The organism is Aquimarina sp. AU58 (assembly GCF_900312745.1).
GTDB classification, from domain to species: domain Bacteria; phylum Bacteroidota; class Bacteroidia; order Flavobacteriales; family Flavobacteriaceae; genus Aquimarina; species Aquimarina spinulae.
The window spans coordinates 966588-983889 of the sequence record NZ_OMPD01000014.1; the positions used below are offsets into that span (position 1 = coordinate 966588).

The window sequence follows — 17302 nt, forward strand, 5'->3', positions numbered from 1 at the left end:
AAAATTGAATAACTCCTAACAGCTATATTTCAAAAAAAATAGAAGAATAGCTACTTTAGCATGATTCATAAAATTATACTTCATTGGCAGCAAAAAACGGAAAAAAAGTAACTCCATTAATGAAACAATACAATGCTATTAAGGCTAAGTATCCTGATGCATTGTTGTTATTTAGAGTAGGGGATTTTTATGAAACTTTTGGAACAGATGCAATTAAAGCTGCGGCTATTTTGAATATTGTTTTAACCAAAAGAGGTAATGGAAGTGAGCAGGAAACAGCATTGGCTGGATTTCCGCATCATTCTTTAAATACGTATTTGCCAAAATTGGTTAAAGCAGGTGAGCGAGTTGCTATCTGTGACCAGTTAGAAGACCCTAAACAGACCAAAACTATTGTTAAGCGAGGGGTGACAGAGCTTGTAACTCCAGGGGTTGCCCTTAATGACGAGGTATTACAGAGCAAAACCAATAACTTTTTATGTGCGTTGCACTATGGAAAAAAAGAATTAGGAGTAGCATTTCTGGATGTTTCTACAGGAGAATTTCTTACCGCTCAGGGTGATGTAGCGCATATGGATAAGTTGATGCAAAACTTTAACCCTAGTGAGGTTCTGATCAGTAAGCCAAAAAAGAAAGGTTTTGAACAAGATTTTGGCCATGACTTTCATACATTCTTTATAGAAGATTGGGTGTTTAAACCTGATTATGCAGATGAGACTGTAAACAAACATTTTGGGACAAAGACATTAAAAGGGTTCGGGATAGATCACTTGCAGGAAGGTATCATAGCGGCAGGTGTAATTCTTCATTACCTTGGCGAAACCCAACATCATAAATTAAAGCATATTACAGGGATTCACCGTATTGCAGAAGATCAGTATATCTGGATGGATCGTTTTACAATACGTAATCTTGAGTTATACCATGCTAATGCAGCAAATGCAGTCACTTTACTTGATGTTATAGATAAAACGATCTCACCTATGGGTGGTCGTACATTAAAACGTTGGTTGGCATTACCACTTAAGAATATTACTGCCATTCAAAAACGTCATGAAGTAGTGCAGTTTTTTTTGAATAATACAACATTACATCAAAAAATTCAGCATCAGATTAAGCAGATAGGAGATATTGAACGATTGATTTCTAAAGTAGCTACCGCAAAAGTAAATCCTCGTGAGGTTATTCAGCTTAAAAACTCTTTGGAAGCAATTGTGCCTATAAAATCACAAGCATCAAATAGTGATAACGAAGCGCTAAAAGTAATAGGAGAAACGCTGAGTGACTGTGAGCTATTACGCAATAAGATTAAAGAGACGTTAAATGAAGAAGCCCCTGTTAATGTGTTGAAAGGAAACACAATTGCTAATGGATATTTAGAAGAATTAGATGAGTTAAGGTCTATTGCTTTTTCAGGAAAAGATTATTTGGATAAAATGCTGGAGCGAGAAACTGAAACTACTGGCATTACTTCTTTAAAAATAGCTTCGAATAATGTATTTGGGTATTATATCGAGGTTCGAAATACTCATAAAGATAAAGTTCCTGATACCTGGATTCGTAAACAAACCTTGGTAAATGCAGAACGTTATATCACAGAAGAGCTTAAGGAATATGAGGCCAAAATTCTTGGAGCCGAAGAAAAAATTCTGGCGCTAGAGCAACAATTATTTGGTGATCTTGTACTCTGGATGAGTGAGTATATCAAACCTGTACAGCTAAATGCTACTTTAATAGGACAACTAGATTGTTTATGTTCTTTTGCTCAGCTTGCTACAGAAAATCAATATGTACGCCCTCTAATCGATGAGTCGCATGATTTAGAAATTAAAAATGGTCGACATCCTGTGATCGAAAAACAATTGCCACCTGGAGAGCAATACATTGCAAATGATGTTCTGTTGGACAGAGATAATCAACAGATCATTATGATTACTGGTCCCAACATGAGTGGTAAATCTGCAATATTGAGACAGACTGCATTAATTGTGTTACTGGCGCAGATGGGATGCTTTGTCCCTGCAGAAGAAGCAAAAATAGGAGTAATTGATAAAATATTTACCAGAGTAGGAGCGAGTGATAATATCTCTATGGGAGAATCTACATTTATGGTAGAGATGAATGAGACTGCCAGTATCTTAAATAATATATCTGATCGTAGTTTAGTATTATTAGATGAGATTGGCCGAGGAACCAGCACCTATGATGGAATATCTATTGCCTGGGCAATTAGTGAATTCTTACACGAGTATCCTGCAAGGCCTAAGACTTTATTTGCTACGCATTATCACGAGTTAAACGAGATGTGCGAGACTTTTGGTCGCATTAAAAATTATAATGTATCGGTAAAAGAATTAAAAGACACTGTTCTTTTCTTACGTAAATTAGTTCCTGGTGGTAGTGAGCATAGCTTTGGGATTCATGTAGCTAAAATGGCAGGAATGCCTCAGCAAGTTTTGCATAGAGCGAATAAGATGCTTAAGAAGCTTGAAAAATCGCATAGCAGCGAAGAGCTTACCGATAAGATTAAGGGGATGCAGGAAGAAGACAAGGTGCAATTGAGCTTCTTTAATTTGGATGATCCTTTATTAGAAGAAATCAAAGAAGAAATTCTGGATATCGATATTGATACGCTTACTCCAGTAGAAGCATTAATGAAGCTTAATGAGATTAAACGTATGTTAACCAGGAAGAAAGCATCGCAGGTGTAAAAAAAATCATTCTTTTTTGTAAAAAGACTTTGGTATTACTAGAATTGTTTTAAATTTGCATCCGCAATAACGAGTTGCGAAGTTCTTAAAACATACTGCGAAAGTAGCTCAGGGGTAGAGCATCACCTTGCCAAGGTGAGGGTCGCGGGTTCAAATCCCGTCTTTCGCTCTGAGATAAAATATATACCAAGCTGAAGTGGTGGAATTGGTAGACACGTTGGACTTAAAATCCAATGGCCTGTAAGGCCGTGCGGGTTCAAGTCCCGCCTTCAGTACTTAACAACCCTCAAAGTCTTTTGATTTTGAGGGTTTTTTGTTTGGATAACTAAGAGGGATGAAAATCAGTTAATCTAAATTGGTTAGAAAAATTTTGTCCCACCCCGTTGAATTATTTAGTAAATAATTATTGCTAAAAAGATATTCAAGTAACACTAGAGCAGTTCCTGAAACTCCACTAAATAAAGTTGGATCAATCTCTTTCGTAATTAAAAAATAATTTTCATCAAATCCATAAGAAACATAGCCGTAAATTCCCCTGCGCTTATCCTTTAAGGAGCCGTGTAGTGTTTTTGTAATCCAATAATCAGTTTTTTTCAAATATTCTTTATTTTTTGTTAACTGAAATAACCTTCCATATAAATGAGCGACTCCAGAAGTCCCATTACAAAATGATGTATCTATTGCAGAAATTATTTTTTTTTGATAAATATCAGAGTCTTTAAGTGACCTATCTATAGTTTTGTTAAGTATCTGTAATCCATAATCAATAATGCTTTTTTCATTAAGAGTATAACCCGCTTTTACCAAAGAAAATCCCATAGTAACATCTCCATATGTCCAAGTAAGTTTTGAATGATCATAACCGTTAATAGGATGAAGATTTTCATCATATAAATGTGAAAACAATTTATTGCCTCCTACAACAGTTAATTCTTTGATTGTATTAATGAGACTAAGAACAATTTCTCTTAAATCAAAAGTAGGATTGAAACGATAAGCAGATGATAAATATGAGATTATACTCGGGATTCCATGTGCTAAACCAATATTGATAACTCTATTTGATGATTTTGAATTAGCATTAATGTCATACTCAGAAAAAGTATCGAACCAAATTTTTCCATACTTTGTTTTACTAGATAAATTTATCACTTTTTCAACTATATTCTTTGTCATCTCTTTATTTCCAGATTCTAAAAAATATACCCCATAACCAATCAAGCCATACATCAAATCATAATGATCACATTGTAGAGTTAATTCTCTTAATCTAGAATCAATAGGGTGTAACAGTTCGTTTTGCTCTTCAAGAATCCCACAATTTTCAAGCCACTTTAGCGACCATGCTAACCCGCAAAGACCATTACTGAAATAATTGGATTGTACAGAGTTTTCTGTTTGTAATATTAATTCCTCGATTAGTCTCCATAATTCTGTCTGAATGTTTTCTTCTTCAGAATATTGTAGATAGTTAGAAAGAAACATTATTTTACCTATCGATCCAAAGTATAATTGGGAATGTTTTTTAAGAATATGTTTTCGAGCTAATAATTCATTTTTGACACCATCAATAATTGTCTTTAATTCATTCATGTTAAAGTTTGTAGCGTGATTTTTAAAAATAATTATTTCTCTCACGAACAGAAATAGAAGAAAACTCTGTTATATATAACGAAATAATAATAAACTTTTTAGTACAATTTTGATATAGGCTATATATCTAAAAAATTGACATATAGCCTATGTTTTTGATAGTTAGAATCTAATTAGGAGGACAACAGGTGTTACATTTAGAATTACAAGTTTTTTTCTTCCCACATTTATCACCAAATGAGGTGAAATCTCCCTCTATCGCATCGCCTCCTGCTCGAATATTAAGCAGCTGCTTGTCATTTAGTGCAGAAATTGTCTTCTTGTTTAAAACTAGCTTTTTTTTCATGATTTAAAAATTTTGAATTAAGAGTGTTGCTAAAGTAGTGATAATTAGATATATATGTATTTATCTGATCAAAAAAATAAAGCTAAAGACAATTTTTTGCTTCAAAAACTTATGGTTTGTTTTTCTTTTAGCGTAAAACAGAGTTTAATAGGTTGACGATATAAGGAGTTTTTTCTTTATATAATTTTGAGTACTTCGGCTCTTTATATGCTCATATCTTTACTTTATTTTTTTCGAATCCTTAATCATATCAACACTTAGAACCGTTCTAAAGCCTAGATGCTCAAGCGAAGAGTCCATACTAGTGGCCATTCGTGCACTATTACGATAACTGGCACAATAAGAATCACTGCATAAAAAAGAACCGCCTTTTATTACTTTTTCCTGCAAAGCAGGATTATTGGGATTATATGGTTTTACAGCACCTTTAGGATTATGAGTTAATCCTTGTTGTTTTAATTGATTGTAATACGTTGTATTGTACCAATCTTGTGTCCATTCCCAAACGTTTCCGGCCATATCATATAGGTTATATGAATTAGGAGGATAGGAACGAACAGGGGCCTTATTTTCATAACCATCTACTTTGGTGTTTTGTAGTGGAAATTCTCCTTCCCATGTATTGGCATGACTACTTAAATCCTTGATGTCATTTCCCCAGAAAAAAATAGTATTTTTTTCTTTACCTCGGGAGGCATATTCCCATTCGGCCTCTGTAGGTAATCTTCTACCTGCCCATTTGCAATACGCCACAGCATCTTCATAAGCAATATGTACAACAGGATATTCGTCTTTTCCTTCAATAGAACTTTCTGGACCCAAAGGATGTTTCCAGCTGGCTCCAATCTTCCATAACCACCATTGAGAATAGTCAAAAAGATTAGCAACACTATTTTTTGTTTTTTTGAAAATAAGCGAACCAGGTTGCAATATAGAATCATGAGGTTTAGGAGCATTGGGAGGTAATTGCTTTTTCATTTCTTCCCAAACAATCTCTCGCTCTGCCACTGTTATATAGTTTGTAGCATCAACAAATTTTTTAAATTGTGCATTTGTGACTTCTGTTATATCCATAAAAAAACCATCTACAGAAACAGGATGAGCAGGAGTTTCATGTTTCATGATCATAGGATCATTTTTTACAACCCCTTGATTGAAACTTCCTCCAGGAATCCAAACCATTCCTTCTGGGATCGCTATTCCTTTTGGTACATCTTTAATGATTTGTGTCTGCTGTTTAGTTGAGGTTTTTTCAACTTTTTTAAGCTCTTGTTCTTTTTTACAACTTGTAATTATTGCAAAAAAGATAAGTAATAGTAGGAACTCTTTTCTATATCTTTTGCAGTATGTATCCCTGTTCATGTAGTAATTGTGTTTTTATATCTAAGTTGTTTTAAGCTGGTGATTCAAATGTAATCTTTTTTAGATCATAAAAAGATAAAGTTTTTAGGATACTCTACAAAACGATAAAAGCTGCTTTTAATCGAAGATTAGTCTTTTAATTAGGCTGTTTTTTTATTTTTTGAAAAGCATAATTATATTTTAGTGTCTAATTCTTAGGGAGTTACTTAAAATATTTCTAATGAAAAAGGAGCTAGACATTTCAGAGATCCGATTAATCATACGCAATCTAATCGCATTTATAGTGGTAGAAGGCAAAGAGTATGTGAGCGATAAAAAAAAGAAAGCATATGTAGCAGGATATGTACAGCTTTTAATAAAAACTATTCATCTTATCGATGATCAGGAAGAACTCTCTATAATAGAAGATATTGCAGAAGATATCTCGACTTATCTCGAATGAAAAAACACCACTACTGATTTTACTATGATCAAAGAGGGCTTTTTTACTACGTTAAGAAAGCTCTCTTTTTTTTAAAGTAATAATAACTTTTATATCTTATGCGTTTTAATATCCAAATCTATAGCGCTGTGAACGAACAAGATTATATTGAACGGTTAAAAAACGAAAATAAGTTACTTCAGGATAAACTGGATAAAATTAATAAGGGGAAACAGAAAAAAAGAAGATTCAGATGGTGGCTCTTAAAAAAATCCAGTACTCCAATTTTTGGCAATCGGCTTAAAAGAAGTATTAGCGCTGCTATTAATGAGTATAAAGAATATAAAACAGTTTCTGTAGATACGGTTTCTGATGTATCTTCTAGTGTGATCTGGCGAGTGACAAGAATTGGATTGTTTGCATTTTTATTTGCCATAGTTCCTTCATTAGTATTGATTTTTCAAACAAAACTATTGATGAATCAAAATAAATTAATTACTAGTCAGAATAATCTTGTAGAAGCAGACCGAAGATCATCATTGGTATTTGTAATGGGTGATGTTCTTACCGATTTAAATGAAGAATTAAAATATAAAGGCTCTGGTAGTCGTAATATAAGTAAAACATTAGAAGCTAGAATAGTTGGTCTGTGTATGGCGATGAAACCATATCGCTATATTGATGATGGAGTGTTAATTGATAAACCAATTAGCCCAGAACGAGGACAACTGCTATTTACGCTTTTAAAAAGTGATTTAGGCCTGGAATCTTCACAAGATATTTTAAATTCTGCAGAGTTTAGATATACGAATCTTAGAAAGGTTAACCTGGGAAGAGGAGTTAATCTTAAATATGCCCGATTAGATTATTCTGATTTAACAGAAGCTCAGATGCCTGCTGCAAATATGGAAAGCTGTGACCTTAAAGAAGTACGAATGAGTAAAATTAATTTATCTGATGGTAACTTAAAAAGAGCACGATTGCATAATGCTAATCTACAACGGGCAGAATTGTTAAGTGTTGATTTTACTAATGCTAATTTGTATGGAGTAGACCTTAGCGGAGCCGATCTCTCTGAAGCGATATTATGGGGGACCAAATTAGAAAATGCAAATTTAACAGATGCAATTTTGGATAATGTTATTGTAGATAGGCAAGACTGGATAACATATATTTCGGATACTTTGGATCTGGAAGGCGCCGGAGATATCGCAAAAAAATATAGGATTAAAAAACAAGGAAAGAAACAGTTTGTTCTGGTTCCCAAAAAATAATACTATTTATCGCTTGTAAAAATTAGGTCATGTACTTTTTTAACAAGCCAATTTCCTGCCGGAAAATATAATGCAAAGAATAAAGCCATCCCTAAACTGAAGTTTTGAGGGTTAAATATCTTATCCAGTATATTATCGGGATATACATAGGATGATTGAAGCCAATATCCTAAAAATTCTAATATTCCCATTGCAACCAATCCATATGCATATTGCTCAAAAAAAGGATATTGCTTTAAGATAATAGAAATAGGTACCATATATAAAATGTAACATGTAATTACTTGCCACCAGTATGTAAATCTGGCAATTTCTACTTCTGCTCCAAAACGATTCATCCCCAACCCCCATAAGAAATAAATAATAACATAAGTTAGGATTAAAGTTTTTGGTGTTTCCTTTAGAGTATCTATATGTTTAGATAATATTCTTTTCATTATGAAGATATATTTGAGCAATCATACGGAAAAACGGCTTTTTGGTAATGCGATGTTTTTCTATTGCACTCTTGCGAATAATTGTTTCTAATTCTTTATTGGTAAAAGCTCGTTGTATAGCAATCAATCCATCCTTTCTTGCCATATCCGAAACCGGAAGTATAAAACGTATTGTTTTAAATATATGATACGCCATTTTACTTCTGTATAATTCACTAAAAATAATATGTTTTACCGTATTAGATTGTAACTTCTTTAAAAAATCGATTAGATTTTCGTTATTAAAATGATACATAAAATGGCTGCTGATCAACAAATCACAATCTGGTAATGCAAAATCCTTATCTAAAATATTAGCGGCGTTAAAGCTAATATGAGTAGGGTCGGGGTTATTTTGCTGCGCATAAGAAATACTTTTAGGATTGCCATCAATTCCTGTAAAGGTGGCTTTTATTTTATGTTTCTTTAGTGTTTTAGAGATATGCATAATACAATCTCCACCACCACAACCAATATCAACAATATGAATTTTTCCTATCGCAGGTTGCGTTTTACAATAATGTAGTATCGCTTTACTTAATTGTCTGTGATTGCCAAAATAAGTGTTTATAAATTTTAAGCTATCTAATGTAGAATTAAGTATTCCTCCAGATAGGGATAAATTGTCTAGTTGTTCAGGTTTATGTAATCGAACTCTAAGGTTCACAATATTATATTAATTAATGATACAGGCGTTTTTAGTCCTTAGAATAATAATAACTTTACAAAAAAAGATGAAAATACTATGTTTAAAGCCGATATTAATGAGATAATTAGGAGGAGACGATCTGTTTTTCCTGCGCAATATAATGGTAAAACTGTATCTAAAGATTTGATTAAGATGTTGTTAGAAAATGCCAATTGGGCTCCAACGCATAAGCTCACACAACCCTGGCGTTTTAAGGTGGTAGAAGGAGATGCCAAAGATCGATTAGGGGTATTTTTATCAGATACATATACCGATATCACTTCTAATGAAGATTTTTCTCCTTTTAAGTATAATAAAATAATCAATAATTGTAAATCTGCTAGTGCGATAGTGGTAATATGTATGCAACGAGATCCAAAAGAGCGTATTCCTGAGTGGGAAGAAGTTGCATCAACTGCAATGGCAGTACAGAATATGTGGCTGACCTGCACGGCAAACGATATTGGTTGCTATTGGAGCAGCCCTAAGTTGATCAACTATATGGGTGATTTTTTTGATTTTGAAGAAGGAGAACGATGTCTAGGTTTCTTTTACCTTGGGTATTATGATGAAGACGAGAAGAATACTTCAAAACGAGAATCAATAGAGGATAAAGTACAATGGATGGAATAAAAAAAACCATCCACATTGTGGATGGTTTTTATAAGTCATACGACTTATTGTATTTTAAAATACGACTACTGCTGAGTCATTTTTTGTGCAAGTGCTTGCATCTTTTCAGAACTAGCAGTCATATAGTCAGTCCATTTTTTAACATCATCACCAGATAATTTACCAGCAATACCAGCAGCTTCTTCTCCAAGTTTTGACCCTTTTGTAGCAAGTCCAGCAAAAGCAGTCATATCTTTGCTTTCTACGATTTTTGCATATTCAGCCATATAAGCTTCATATTTTTCAACGTAAGCCTTTACTTCCTCGTTGTCAAAATTAGGAACACCGTCAACGGCTTCTTCTACTTTTTCTGCAACTTCTTCGGCAGCTTCTTCTACTTTTTCTGCAACTTCTTCAACAGCTTCTCCTGCTGTATCAGCTGCTTCTTCAGCTTTATTAGCAGCATCTTTACAAGAGATTACTGTTAAAAACACTAGAGCTAAAGCTCCTAAAAAAAATTTTTTCATAATAAATAGATATAGTTAATTTTGGTTACTTAACGCCAAATCTAATACTTTATTTTATCTATTCGAAATTTAAGATGGGTAAAAAATACACACTGGTTTTTATTAGTGGGCTATTATATGGGCCTAAGTACCTGTTATACTTGTATATTAGGTGTTTATATAGATAAAGATTTCTTAACGATATATTGTTATAAGCTACTATTTTTCTCGGTTAAGTATTTCCAGTAGCGTTTTGGAAGGTGTTGTTTATGTAATTTGTTGTTTTTACGGGATTTTATGTTCACATTATTGTAGTATGTTCCCCATAGTTTTTGAAACTCGGTTTCGTTTTGAGCGAGTAGTCCTTCTGAAATACGAGTGTTTTTTCGAGAAAACCCTTCGATAGTAACTGTTTCTACAGTATTTAGATCATAGTAGATACCATAATTCCTTTTGATATCATAGATAACCCATTGCTGATCGGCATAGCGATCCTTAAAATGATGAATGATTAGTGGTAAAACATTAAAATCTGGTTCAACAGTGGCGGTGTATATATTATCACTGGTTAATTGAAAACGTACAAATGCTTCCATTCTGTGCTTTTCCCGACCTACCATTCTCGCAACCTGGCTAATTTTTAAAATATCTTTATTGCCAAAATCGATATTCCTATTCTCTTTTTTGGTAAAAATGTTTTGCATATAGCTCAATAATGTATTTTCTACACCTTTGATTTCACTTAAAAATACTTTAAAGAAATCCTGTTGTTCATTACGGGTTGTTTTAGATTTAAACCCTTTCCATACCCTGGATGCTTTATGTTGCTCGGTAATAACCTCTTCTGTTATTGTAAATAGTTGAGTATTGGTTTCTGATTCTTTTCTAATAATGGCATCAGATATTTTTTGATCATATACCATAAAAACACAACTTAAAAATCCTTCAAAACTTCCATCATATAGTAATATCGTTTGCGGATTCATAAGTATTGATATTAAGAGAAAAGACTTAACTGTTGGTTAAAGTATTTTTTATACTTGCTATTAGAGCCTTTTAGGATTTTAGCTTTTAATGTATGGGGATCATGATCTTTGTTGTAAAAGTCCTTAGAATTACAAGTGATAAAATATTGAGCTCTGTTTAGAGCTATACCAATGGCTTTAAGATGAGACCAATCTAAATTTCTAAATTTTCTGGCCTGTAGTATTTTAAATACCGATTGCATACCGATGCCAGGAACCCGGGCCAATATCCTTTTATCTGCTTTGTTAACATCAATAGGAAAGAGATGTAGATTACGTAATGCCCAACTTAACTTTGGGTCAATATCCAAGTCCAGATTTTTGTGGGTGTTGTTTAATATTTCGTTAACAGAAAATCCATAAAAGCGCAATAACCAATCGGTTTGATACAGACGATTTTCTCTAAGAACAGGAACCTCGGTTCCTAATGATGGTAACCTAGAATCTGTCATAACAGGGATATATCCAGAATAATATACTCTACGCATGTTAAATTTTTTGTAGTAATAGGTTGCAGAATACATGATATCCCGATCACTCTCACCAGTTGCTCCTATGATCATTTGTGTACTTTGCCCTGCTGGAGCATATCGAGGAGTACTTTTTATAATTTTACGCTCTGCTTGGTATTGAATGATTTCATTTTTAACCTTTTGCATAGGTTTTATAAAATCCTCATGTTTTTTATCTGGTGCTAAAAGTTTTAAGCCAGATTTGGTAGGGATTTCAATATTCACACTTAATCGATCTGCATATAATCCCGCCTCTCGCATCAATTCATCACTGGCACCGGGAATAGATTTAAGATGAATATACCCATTAAAATTCTCTTCTAACCTCAGTTTTTTTGCTACAGCAACTAATCGCTCCATGGTAAAATCAGAGTTTTTAAATATTCCAGAGCTTAGAAATAACCCTTCGATATAATTTCTTCTGTAAAAATTAATAGTTAGATCAACTACTTCCTGAATTTTGAAAGCAGCTCTTTTAATATCATTACTTTTTCGGGTAATGCAATAGGCACAATCATAAATACAATGATTGGTGAGTAAAATTTTTAATAAGGAAACACAGCGCCCATCTTCTGTATAACTATGACAAATCCCGAAACCTGTATTATTTCCTAATCCTTTTTTAGTATTAGCTCTTTTACCTCCACTACTGGCACATGAAACATCATATTTTGCAGCATCTGCCAAAATGGAGAGTTTTTGACGTATTCGTTCAAACGACATAGATGCATTCTGTAGCGGTTTTTATTTGATTTTTTACAGTTCTTATAATTTCCTCTATATCGGTTAATATTTGATAATCTGTGAATTTAAGAACGGTAATTCCTAGCGAAGAAATAAATAACTTTTTTGGTGCATCTAAATTATAGATATCTGAAAACTCATGTGCGTAGCTGTCAATTTCAATAGCGATTTTTGATGTGCCACAATAAAAGTCAAAATTGTAATTTTTTACAGTTTTGTTTCTAAGAAAATGAAACCCTTTTTCGGTGAGTTTTTGATGAAGTTGGTCGATAGACGTAATAGAACTATCCAGCGAATGTCTAATAATTTTCTCTGATACTTTTTGGTATAAAGGGATGGTTTGTGAAGACATGGTAGATGTATTTAGTTGTAATTTTTCCAAATTTATGGAAATTTTCCATAAATATTAAAATAAAATTATGTTAAAATTGGAAATATTCCAAAATCTTGTATCTTTGCTATTAATTATCCCAGGTCATAGCACCATTTTTATATGATAATACTATTAAAATTTCGATTTTATGGATAATTCAACCAACCAAACCATAAAGCGTTTTAAACAAATTCGCGAGGAAAACCATTATACCCAATCTGATTTTGCCAAGGTTTTGCAGATTAAAAATTCTACAGCAGATATAGAAAGGGGTAAGACCAAGATTTCAGGAAAAGTTGTAGCCAGATTATTACAGGAGTTTAATGTTAACCCCTTGTGGTTGTTTGGCGAGAGTACTCAAAAGAAAATACAATTACACCTGGGAGACGTATCTCCAAAAGTAGTAACTATAGATTCTCAGAATAATGAGAATATAGTTTTGGTAAATGTAAAAGCTGCAGCTGGATATCCTCATAATGTTCAGGATTTAGACTGGTATCAACAATTACCTGCATTTGATATTCCTTTACCAGAGTATCGAAATGCTACATACCGGGGCTTTCAGGTAGAAGGAGATAGTATGTTACCATTGCTTGAACCCAAAGAATGGGTGATTGGTAAAGCTGTAAATAACCTTTCTGAAGTTAGTAATAATACAATTTGTGTAATTGTTTTGGAAGATAGTGTTGTGGTAAAGAAAATTAGAAAAAATGCAGATGCTTCTATAATAACGCTAATCTCTTTAAATTCTGAATACTTACCCTATACGATTCAAACACACCAAATAGTTGAGCTTTGGGAGATAAATAGCAAATTAAGTTTTAATATTGATGCTAATACAGATGCCGCCAGTATGAAACAGTTACAAGAAGCGATGCAGGTATTAACCTCTGAGGTGAGAAGTTTGAAACACTAGTTTATGAATCCGGATTCTTGTGCATGTTTGATAGCTTCATCATAAGAGTGAACAAGTAGAATAGGAGAGACTGTAAAGGAATGTATAATCTTTTTAATTCGCTTTTCTTTTCGACGATGTTTTACGTTTCTTAAATAAATGGACAAAATACGACCGGGATATTGCTCTGCTATTTTGGTATAAATGTCTGCATCTTTTTCTCCACTATCTCCTATAAGAATAAATTTAAAATGTGGATACATCGTTAAAAGGTTTACAATTTCGGACTGCTTATGCGGAACTTTAGGCTTTGGTGTTTTATCAAATGGAGTTCTAAAATCTCTAAGTAGAATTGGGCCTTTTGGAAAATGATGCTTATTAAAAAATGCACTTAAATAATCATATAAATTCCACGGACTATTACTTACATAAAAAAAAGGATTAACAGGTGATCCTTTTGTGCCCAGATGTAATTTTTTACAAAATTTTACCGTGCCTTCTATTGCAGTTCTCTTGTCAAAGTTTTTGAAAAGTGTATTCGCAATAACTCTCCATTTAAATAGTGAAGCAACACCCGTATGTATGATAGTGTCATCGATGTCACTTATAATTGCAAATTCTGCTTGATCTGATGGTACAAGCATTTGGCTTTTAAATATGTTTTTATTGCTTATTTCTTTATGCGTATTTTCCTTTTTGTAAGATACGCTATATGTAATCCAACCATTTTCATCTATATGATTAGAAAGCGCAGGAATATCTAGTTCTAGATTATAATACCCTTCGAGATCTGTATGAGTTTCTATGACTTGTCCATCGGGTAATTGTAGTGCTATCTCGATATTCCTAATTTCATCACTTTCAAGCTGCCTGTAGATATTTCGTAACGTTTTAAAAATGCTTTGATTTGTACTAAAATCAATATTTTCATCTTCGAGAGCTCTTCCTGTTGCACGAAAAATAGAATTTGTGCCATAACCAAGGTAAGTATTGATACGTAAAGCTTTTTTCTTAAACATGAAAATTATAAATTTTAATAATTTGTATAGTTACGTTTGATGCAATTTTATGTATTAGTCGTATTTATTTAATTTTTTTGAAAAATAAATTTATTTATGTCTTTTTTAGAAATCAATATTTCACCAATTACAGCGTATCCATTCTTTAAATGAAATTCTTCTGCCCGAAAATCAAACGTACCTGTCATACTTTTACTATACGTTATATATATCATAAAAATAAACAACCTCGCCCAAAGAGCGAGGTTGTCTTATGTATTAATTTTAAGATTCTTACTTTATAGAAGCTTTAATTGCTTCAATTTCTGCTTTTACTTCAGCTTCTGATCCTTTTAATTCTTTTACATCACGTTTTACTTTCCCTTCTTCAGAAGTTTCTATGGTAACCGTAGCGGTTGCTAACTCACCTTCCATTTTCATACGAACTTCGATTTTCTTTTCAGAATCGTTGTTTGCCGATTGTATCACTTCAATATTGTTAGATGCAACAGCAGTTTCAGAAGTATGTCCTCCTAAAATAGGAGCAATTACTAATCCTATAAGGCATGTTAATTTGATTAAAATGTTCATCGATGGGCCAGAGGTATCTTTAAATGGATCTCCAACAGTATCACCTGTTACTGCAGCTTTATGAGCATCAGAACCTTTATAGGTCATTTCTCCGTTGATTTCGACACCGGCTTCAAATGATTTTTTAGCATTATCCCAAGCACCACCTGCATTGTTTTGGAAAATAGCCCATAACACACCACTCACTGTAACTCCTGCCATATATCCTCCTAGCATTTCTGCAATGGCTTTAGTGTCCATTCCAAAAAGCATTGGAATGAAAGCTATTACTAGTGGAAATCCAATAGTTAATAAACCGGGTAACATCATTTCTTTTAAAGATGCTTTAGTAGAAATAGCTACACATTTATCATATTCTGGTTTTCCAGTTCCTTCCATAATTCCTGGAATGTCTTTAAACTGGCGACGTACTTCTTGTACCATTTCCATAGCAGCTTTTCCTACAGCATTCATTGCTAAAGCAGAGAATACTACTGGCACCATACCTCCAACAAATAACATAGCTAATACAGGTGCTTTGAAAATATTAATTCCGTCAATTCCTGTGAAGGTAACATAAGCGGCAAATAAAGCTAAAGATGTTAGCGCAGCAGAAGCAATAGCAAATCCTTTTCCTGTTGCTGCTGTTGTGTTTCCTACAGAATCTAGTATATCTGTTCGTTCTCTTACTATTGGTTCCTGTTCGCTCATTTCTGCGATCCCACCAGCATTATCAGATATTGGTCCAAAAGCATCAATAGCTAATTGCATAGCTGTGGTAGCCATCATCGCAGAGGCTGCTAGTGCAACTCCATAAAATCCTGCAAAGGCATAAGATGCCCAAATAGCTCCTGCAAATAATAATACAGAAGGGAATGTAGAAATCATCCCGGTTGCTAAACCAGCAATAATGTTTGTTCCAGCACCTGTACTTGATTGTTGTACAATTTTAAGAATAGGTGATTTACCTAATCCAGTATAATATTCGGTTACAGAAGAGATTACTGCTCCAACTAATAAGCCAATTAAAGTTGCATAAAAAACTCTCATTGAAGAGATCTCAATAAGACCTTCACCAAAGAATTCCATTTTCATTGTTTCAGGAAGCATCCATTTACATAATGCAAAACAGGCTACTGCTACTAAAATGATTGATGTCCAGTTACCAATATTAAGTGCTCCCATTACTTGAGCTTCTTTGGCATCATTACTTTTAATTTTGACAAGCATCGTGCCTATTACAGAGATGATAATTCCAACACCTGCAATTGCCATTGGCAATAAGATTGGGCCAATACCTCCAAAAACATCTGTAATAGAACCTCCCATATCTTTGATTACATAGTTACCTAATACCATAGCTGCAAGGACAGTTGCTACATAAGATCCAAATAAATCTGCACCCATACCAGCAACATCACCAACATTATCACCAACATTATCAGCAATGGTAGCAGGGTTACGAGGATCATCTTCTGGGATACCTGCTTCTACTTTACCAACCAAATCTGCTCCTACATCTGCTGCTTTGGTATAAATACCTCCACCAACACGAGCAAATAGTGCAATAGACTCTGCTCCTAAAGAAAACCCGGCTAAGGTTTCTAAAACTACAGTCATTTTATCGGCAGAAGTCCATTCACCTCCCATAAAGACGTTATAAAATATAATAAAGAAAGTTGTTAATCCTAATACCGCTAATCCTGCAACACCAAGTCCCATTACTGTACCACCACCAAAAGAAATTTTAAGCGCATTTGGTAAACTAGTACGGGCTGCTTGGGTAGTTCTAACATTTGTTTTGGTAGCGATTTTCATCCCTATGTTTCCTGCAAAAGCAGAGAATACTGCTCCAAAAATAAAAGCGATCACAATCAACCAGTGTGTTGTATCTACTACTATAGAAACTATAAATAATAAAACACTTACTATTACAACGAATATTGCAAGTAATTTGTATTCTGCATTTAAGAAAGCTAAAGCACCTTCATAAATATGATCCGAAATTTCTTTCATTTTACCATCACCTGCATCTTGTTTCATTACCCAAGATTTTTTGATAAGCATATAAACTAGCCCTAGTAATGCCAAAACAATGGGCATATAAATCATATTCGATTCCATTAAGTATATTTTAAGTTAATTAGTCGCTAAAAGTAGTAAAAATACCCTAAATACGAAAGATAGTTAGAGGGC

The 17302-nt window shown here is 33.5% G+C and carries 16 protein-coding genes and 2 tRNA genes; 7 read left to right on the forward strand and 11 right to left on the reverse strand.

The window, feature by feature from the left end; genetic code table 11:
• Nucleotides 1–119 precede the first annotated feature (119 nt).
• From mutS to DK441_RS15525, 3 genes are all read left to right on the forward strand, one after another.
• Nucleotides 120–2711, forward strand: a complete 2592-nt coding sequence (mutS, locus tag DK441_RS15515) for a DNA mismatch repair protein MutS (RefSeq protein WP_109853536.1) — start codon at nucleotides 120–122, stop codon at nucleotides 2709–2711.
• A gap of 97 nt (nucleotides 2712–2808) precedes the next feature.
• Nucleotides 2809–2880, forward strand: a tRNA-Gly gene (locus tag DK441_RS15520).
• Between the two features lie 21 nt (nucleotides 2881–2901).
• Nucleotides 2902–2986 (forward strand) — tRNA-Leu (locus DK441_RS15525).
• Nucleotides 2987–3056: 70 nt separating this feature from the next.
• On the opposite strand, the gene DK441_RS15530 is transcribed toward DK441_RS15525, so the two are convergent.
• From DK441_RS15530 to DK441_RS15535, 3 genes are all read right to left on the reverse strand, one after another.
• Nucleotides 3057–4304, reverse strand: a complete 1248-nt coding sequence (locus DK441_RS15530) for a lanthionine synthetase LanC family protein (protein WP_109851519.1) — start codon at nucleotides 4302–4304, stop codon at nucleotides 3057–3059.
• A 169-nt stretch (nucleotides 4305–4473) separates the two neighbouring features.
• Nucleotides 4474–4650: a class I lanthipeptide gene (locus DK441_RS27275; protein ID WP_200822858.1), complete on the reverse strand. Its 177-nt coding sequence runs from the start codon at nucleotides 4648–4650 to the stop codon at nucleotides 4474–4476.
• A gap of 219 nt (nucleotides 4651–4869) precedes the next feature.
• A complete protein-coding gene (locus DK441_RS15535) occupies nucleotides 4870–6012 on the reverse strand; it encodes a formylglycine-generating enzyme family protein (RefSeq protein WP_109851520.1) in 1143 nt (380 codons plus the stop codon).
• Between the two features lie 220 nt (nucleotides 6013–6232).
• Between DK441_RS15535 and DK441_RS15540 the strand changes: the two genes are divergently transcribed.
• Both DK441_RS15540 and DK441_RS15545 read left to right on the forward strand, forming a co-directional pair.
• Nucleotides 6233–6454, forward strand: coding sequence for a hypothetical protein (locus DK441_RS15540; protein WP_025665186.1), 222 nt, complete (start codon nucleotides 6233–6235; stop codon nucleotides 6452–6454).
• Between the two features lie 128 nt (nucleotides 6455–6582).
• Entirely contained in the window at nucleotides 6583–7707 is a 1125-nt protein-coding gene (locus tag DK441_RS15545; protein ID WP_160112118.1) for a pentapeptide repeat-containing protein, read from the forward strand.
• Between the two features lie 2 nt (nucleotides 7708–7709).
• On the opposite strand, the gene DK441_RS15550 is transcribed toward DK441_RS15545, so the two are convergent.
• Together DK441_RS15550 and DK441_RS15555 are read right to left on the reverse strand one after the other, a co-directional pair.
• Nucleotides 7710–8144: a hypothetical protein gene (locus tag DK441_RS15550; RefSeq protein WP_109851522.1), complete on the reverse strand. Its 435-nt coding sequence runs from the start codon at nucleotides 8142–8144 to the stop codon at nucleotides 7710–7712.
• A complete protein-coding gene (locus DK441_RS15555) occupies nucleotides 8125–8850 on the reverse strand; it encodes a methyltransferase domain-containing protein (RefSeq protein ID WP_109851523.1) in 726 nt (241 codons plus the stop codon). Before DK441_RS15555 ends, DK441_RS15550 begins: the two co-directional genes overlap by 20 nt.
• 78 nt (nucleotides 8851–8928) lie before the next feature.
• On the opposite strand from DK441_RS15555, the gene DK441_RS15560 reads away from it, so the two are divergent.
• On the forward strand, nucleotides 8929–9504 hold the full coding sequence (locus DK441_RS15560) for a nitroreductase (protein WP_109851524.1): 576 nt from the start codon (nucleotides 8929–8931) through the stop codon (nucleotides 9502–9504).
• A 65-nt stretch (nucleotides 9505–9569) separates the two neighbouring features.
• Here the strand turns inward: DK441_RS15560 and DK441_RS15565 are convergent, their stop codons facing one another.
• From DK441_RS15565 to DK441_RS15580, 4 genes are all read right to left on the reverse strand, one after another.
• Entirely contained in the window at nucleotides 9570–10010 is a 441-nt protein-coding gene (locus DK441_RS15565; protein WP_109851525.1) for a hypothetical protein, read from the reverse strand.
• A gap of 188 nt (nucleotides 10011–10198) precedes the next feature.
• The gene (locus DK441_RS15570) at nucleotides 10199–10975 is read right to left on the reverse strand and encodes a TIGR03915 family putative DNA repair protein (RefSeq protein ID WP_109851526.1); all 777 of its coding nucleotides are present in this window, start codon (nucleotides 10973–10975) and stop codon (nucleotides 10199–10201) included.
• Between the two features lie 11 nt (nucleotides 10976–10986).
• Entirely contained in the window at nucleotides 10987–12249 is a 1263-nt protein-coding gene (locus DK441_RS15575) for a putative DNA modification/repair radical SAM protein (RefSeq protein ID WP_109851527.1), read from the reverse strand.
• A complete protein-coding gene (locus DK441_RS15580; protein ID WP_160112119.1) occupies nucleotides 12239–12652 on the reverse strand; it encodes an endonuclease domain-containing protein in 414 nt (137 codons plus the stop codon). The genes DK441_RS15575 and DK441_RS15580 overlap by 11 nt, the downstream gene beginning before the upstream one ends.
• A gap of 139 nt (nucleotides 12653–12791) precedes the next feature.
• Here DK441_RS15580 and DK441_RS15585 point away from each other — a divergent pair, with 139 nt between their 5' ends.
• A complete protein-coding gene (locus DK441_RS15585; RefSeq protein ID WP_108807879.1) occupies nucleotides 12792–13559 on the forward strand; it encodes a LexA family transcriptional regulator in 768 nt (255 codons plus the stop codon).
• On the opposite strand, the gene DK441_RS15590 is transcribed toward DK441_RS15585, so the two are convergent.
• Complete coding sequence (locus tag DK441_RS15590; protein ID WP_109851529.1) at nucleotides 13556–14557, reverse strand: App1 family protein; 1002 nt, start codon at nucleotides 14555–14557, stop codon at nucleotides 13556–13558. The genes DK441_RS15585 and DK441_RS15590 overlap by 4 nt on opposite strands.
• Before the next feature lie 273 nt (nucleotides 14558–14830).
• A complete protein-coding gene (locus DK441_RS15595) occupies nucleotides 14831–17230 on the reverse strand; it encodes a sodium-translocating pyrophosphatase (RefSeq protein ID WP_109851530.1) in 2400 nt (799 codons plus the stop codon).
• Nucleotides 17231–17302 lie beyond the last annotated feature (72 nt).

Excerpts from the sequence above, each read along its gene's own strand:
- DK441_RS15575 (WP_109851527.1), bottom strand. The coding sequence starts at position 12,249 with ATGTCGTTTGAACGAATACGTCAAAAACTCTCCATTTTGGCAGATGCT.
- DK441_RS15585 (WP_108807879.1), top strand. The coding sequence starts at position 12,792 with ATGGATAATTCAACCAACCAAACCATAAAGCGTTTTAAACAAATTCGC.
- mutS (WP_109853536.1), top strand. The coding sequence starts at position 120 with ATGAAACAATACAATGCTATTAAGGCTAAGTATCCTGATGCATTGTTG.
- DK441_RS15570 (WP_109851526.1), bottom strand. The coding sequence starts at position 10,975 with ATGAATCCGCAAACGATATTACTATATGATGGAAGTTTTGAAGGATTT.
- DK441_RS27275 (WP_200822858.1), bottom strand. The coding sequence starts at position 4,650 with ATGAAAAAAAAGCTAGTTTTAAACAAGAAGACAATTTCTGCACTAAAT.
- DK441_RS15565 (WP_109851525.1), bottom strand. The coding sequence starts at position 10,010 with ATGAAAAAATTTTTTTTAGGAGCTTTAGCTCTAGTGTTTTTAACAGTA.
- DK441_RS15530 (WP_109851519.1), bottom strand. The coding sequence starts at position 4,304 with ATGAATGAATTAAAGACAATTATTGATGGTGTCAAAAATGAATTATTA.
- DK441_RS15535 (WP_109851520.1), bottom strand. The coding sequence starts at position 6,012 with ATGAACAGGGATACATACTGCAAAAGATATAGAAAAGAGTTCCTACTA.
- DK441_RS15550 (WP_109851522.1), bottom strand. The coding sequence starts at position 8,144 with ATGAAAAGAATATTATCTAAACATATAGATACTCTAAAGGAAACACCA.
- DK441_RS15595 (WP_109851530.1), bottom strand. The coding sequence starts at position 17,230 with ATGGAATCGAATATGATTTATATGCCCATTGTTTTGGCATTACTAGGG.
- DK441_RS15540 (WP_025665186.1), top strand. The coding sequence starts at position 6,233 with ATGAAAAAGGAGCTAGACATTTCAGAGATCCGATTAATCATACGCAAT.
- DK441_RS15560 (WP_109851524.1), top strand. The coding sequence starts at position 8,929 with ATGTTTAAAGCCGATATTAATGAGATAATTAGGAGGAGACGATCTGTT.
- DK441_RS15590 (WP_109851529.1), bottom strand. The coding sequence starts at position 14,557 with ATGTTTAAGAAAAAAGCTTTACGTATCAATACTTACCTTGGTTATGGC.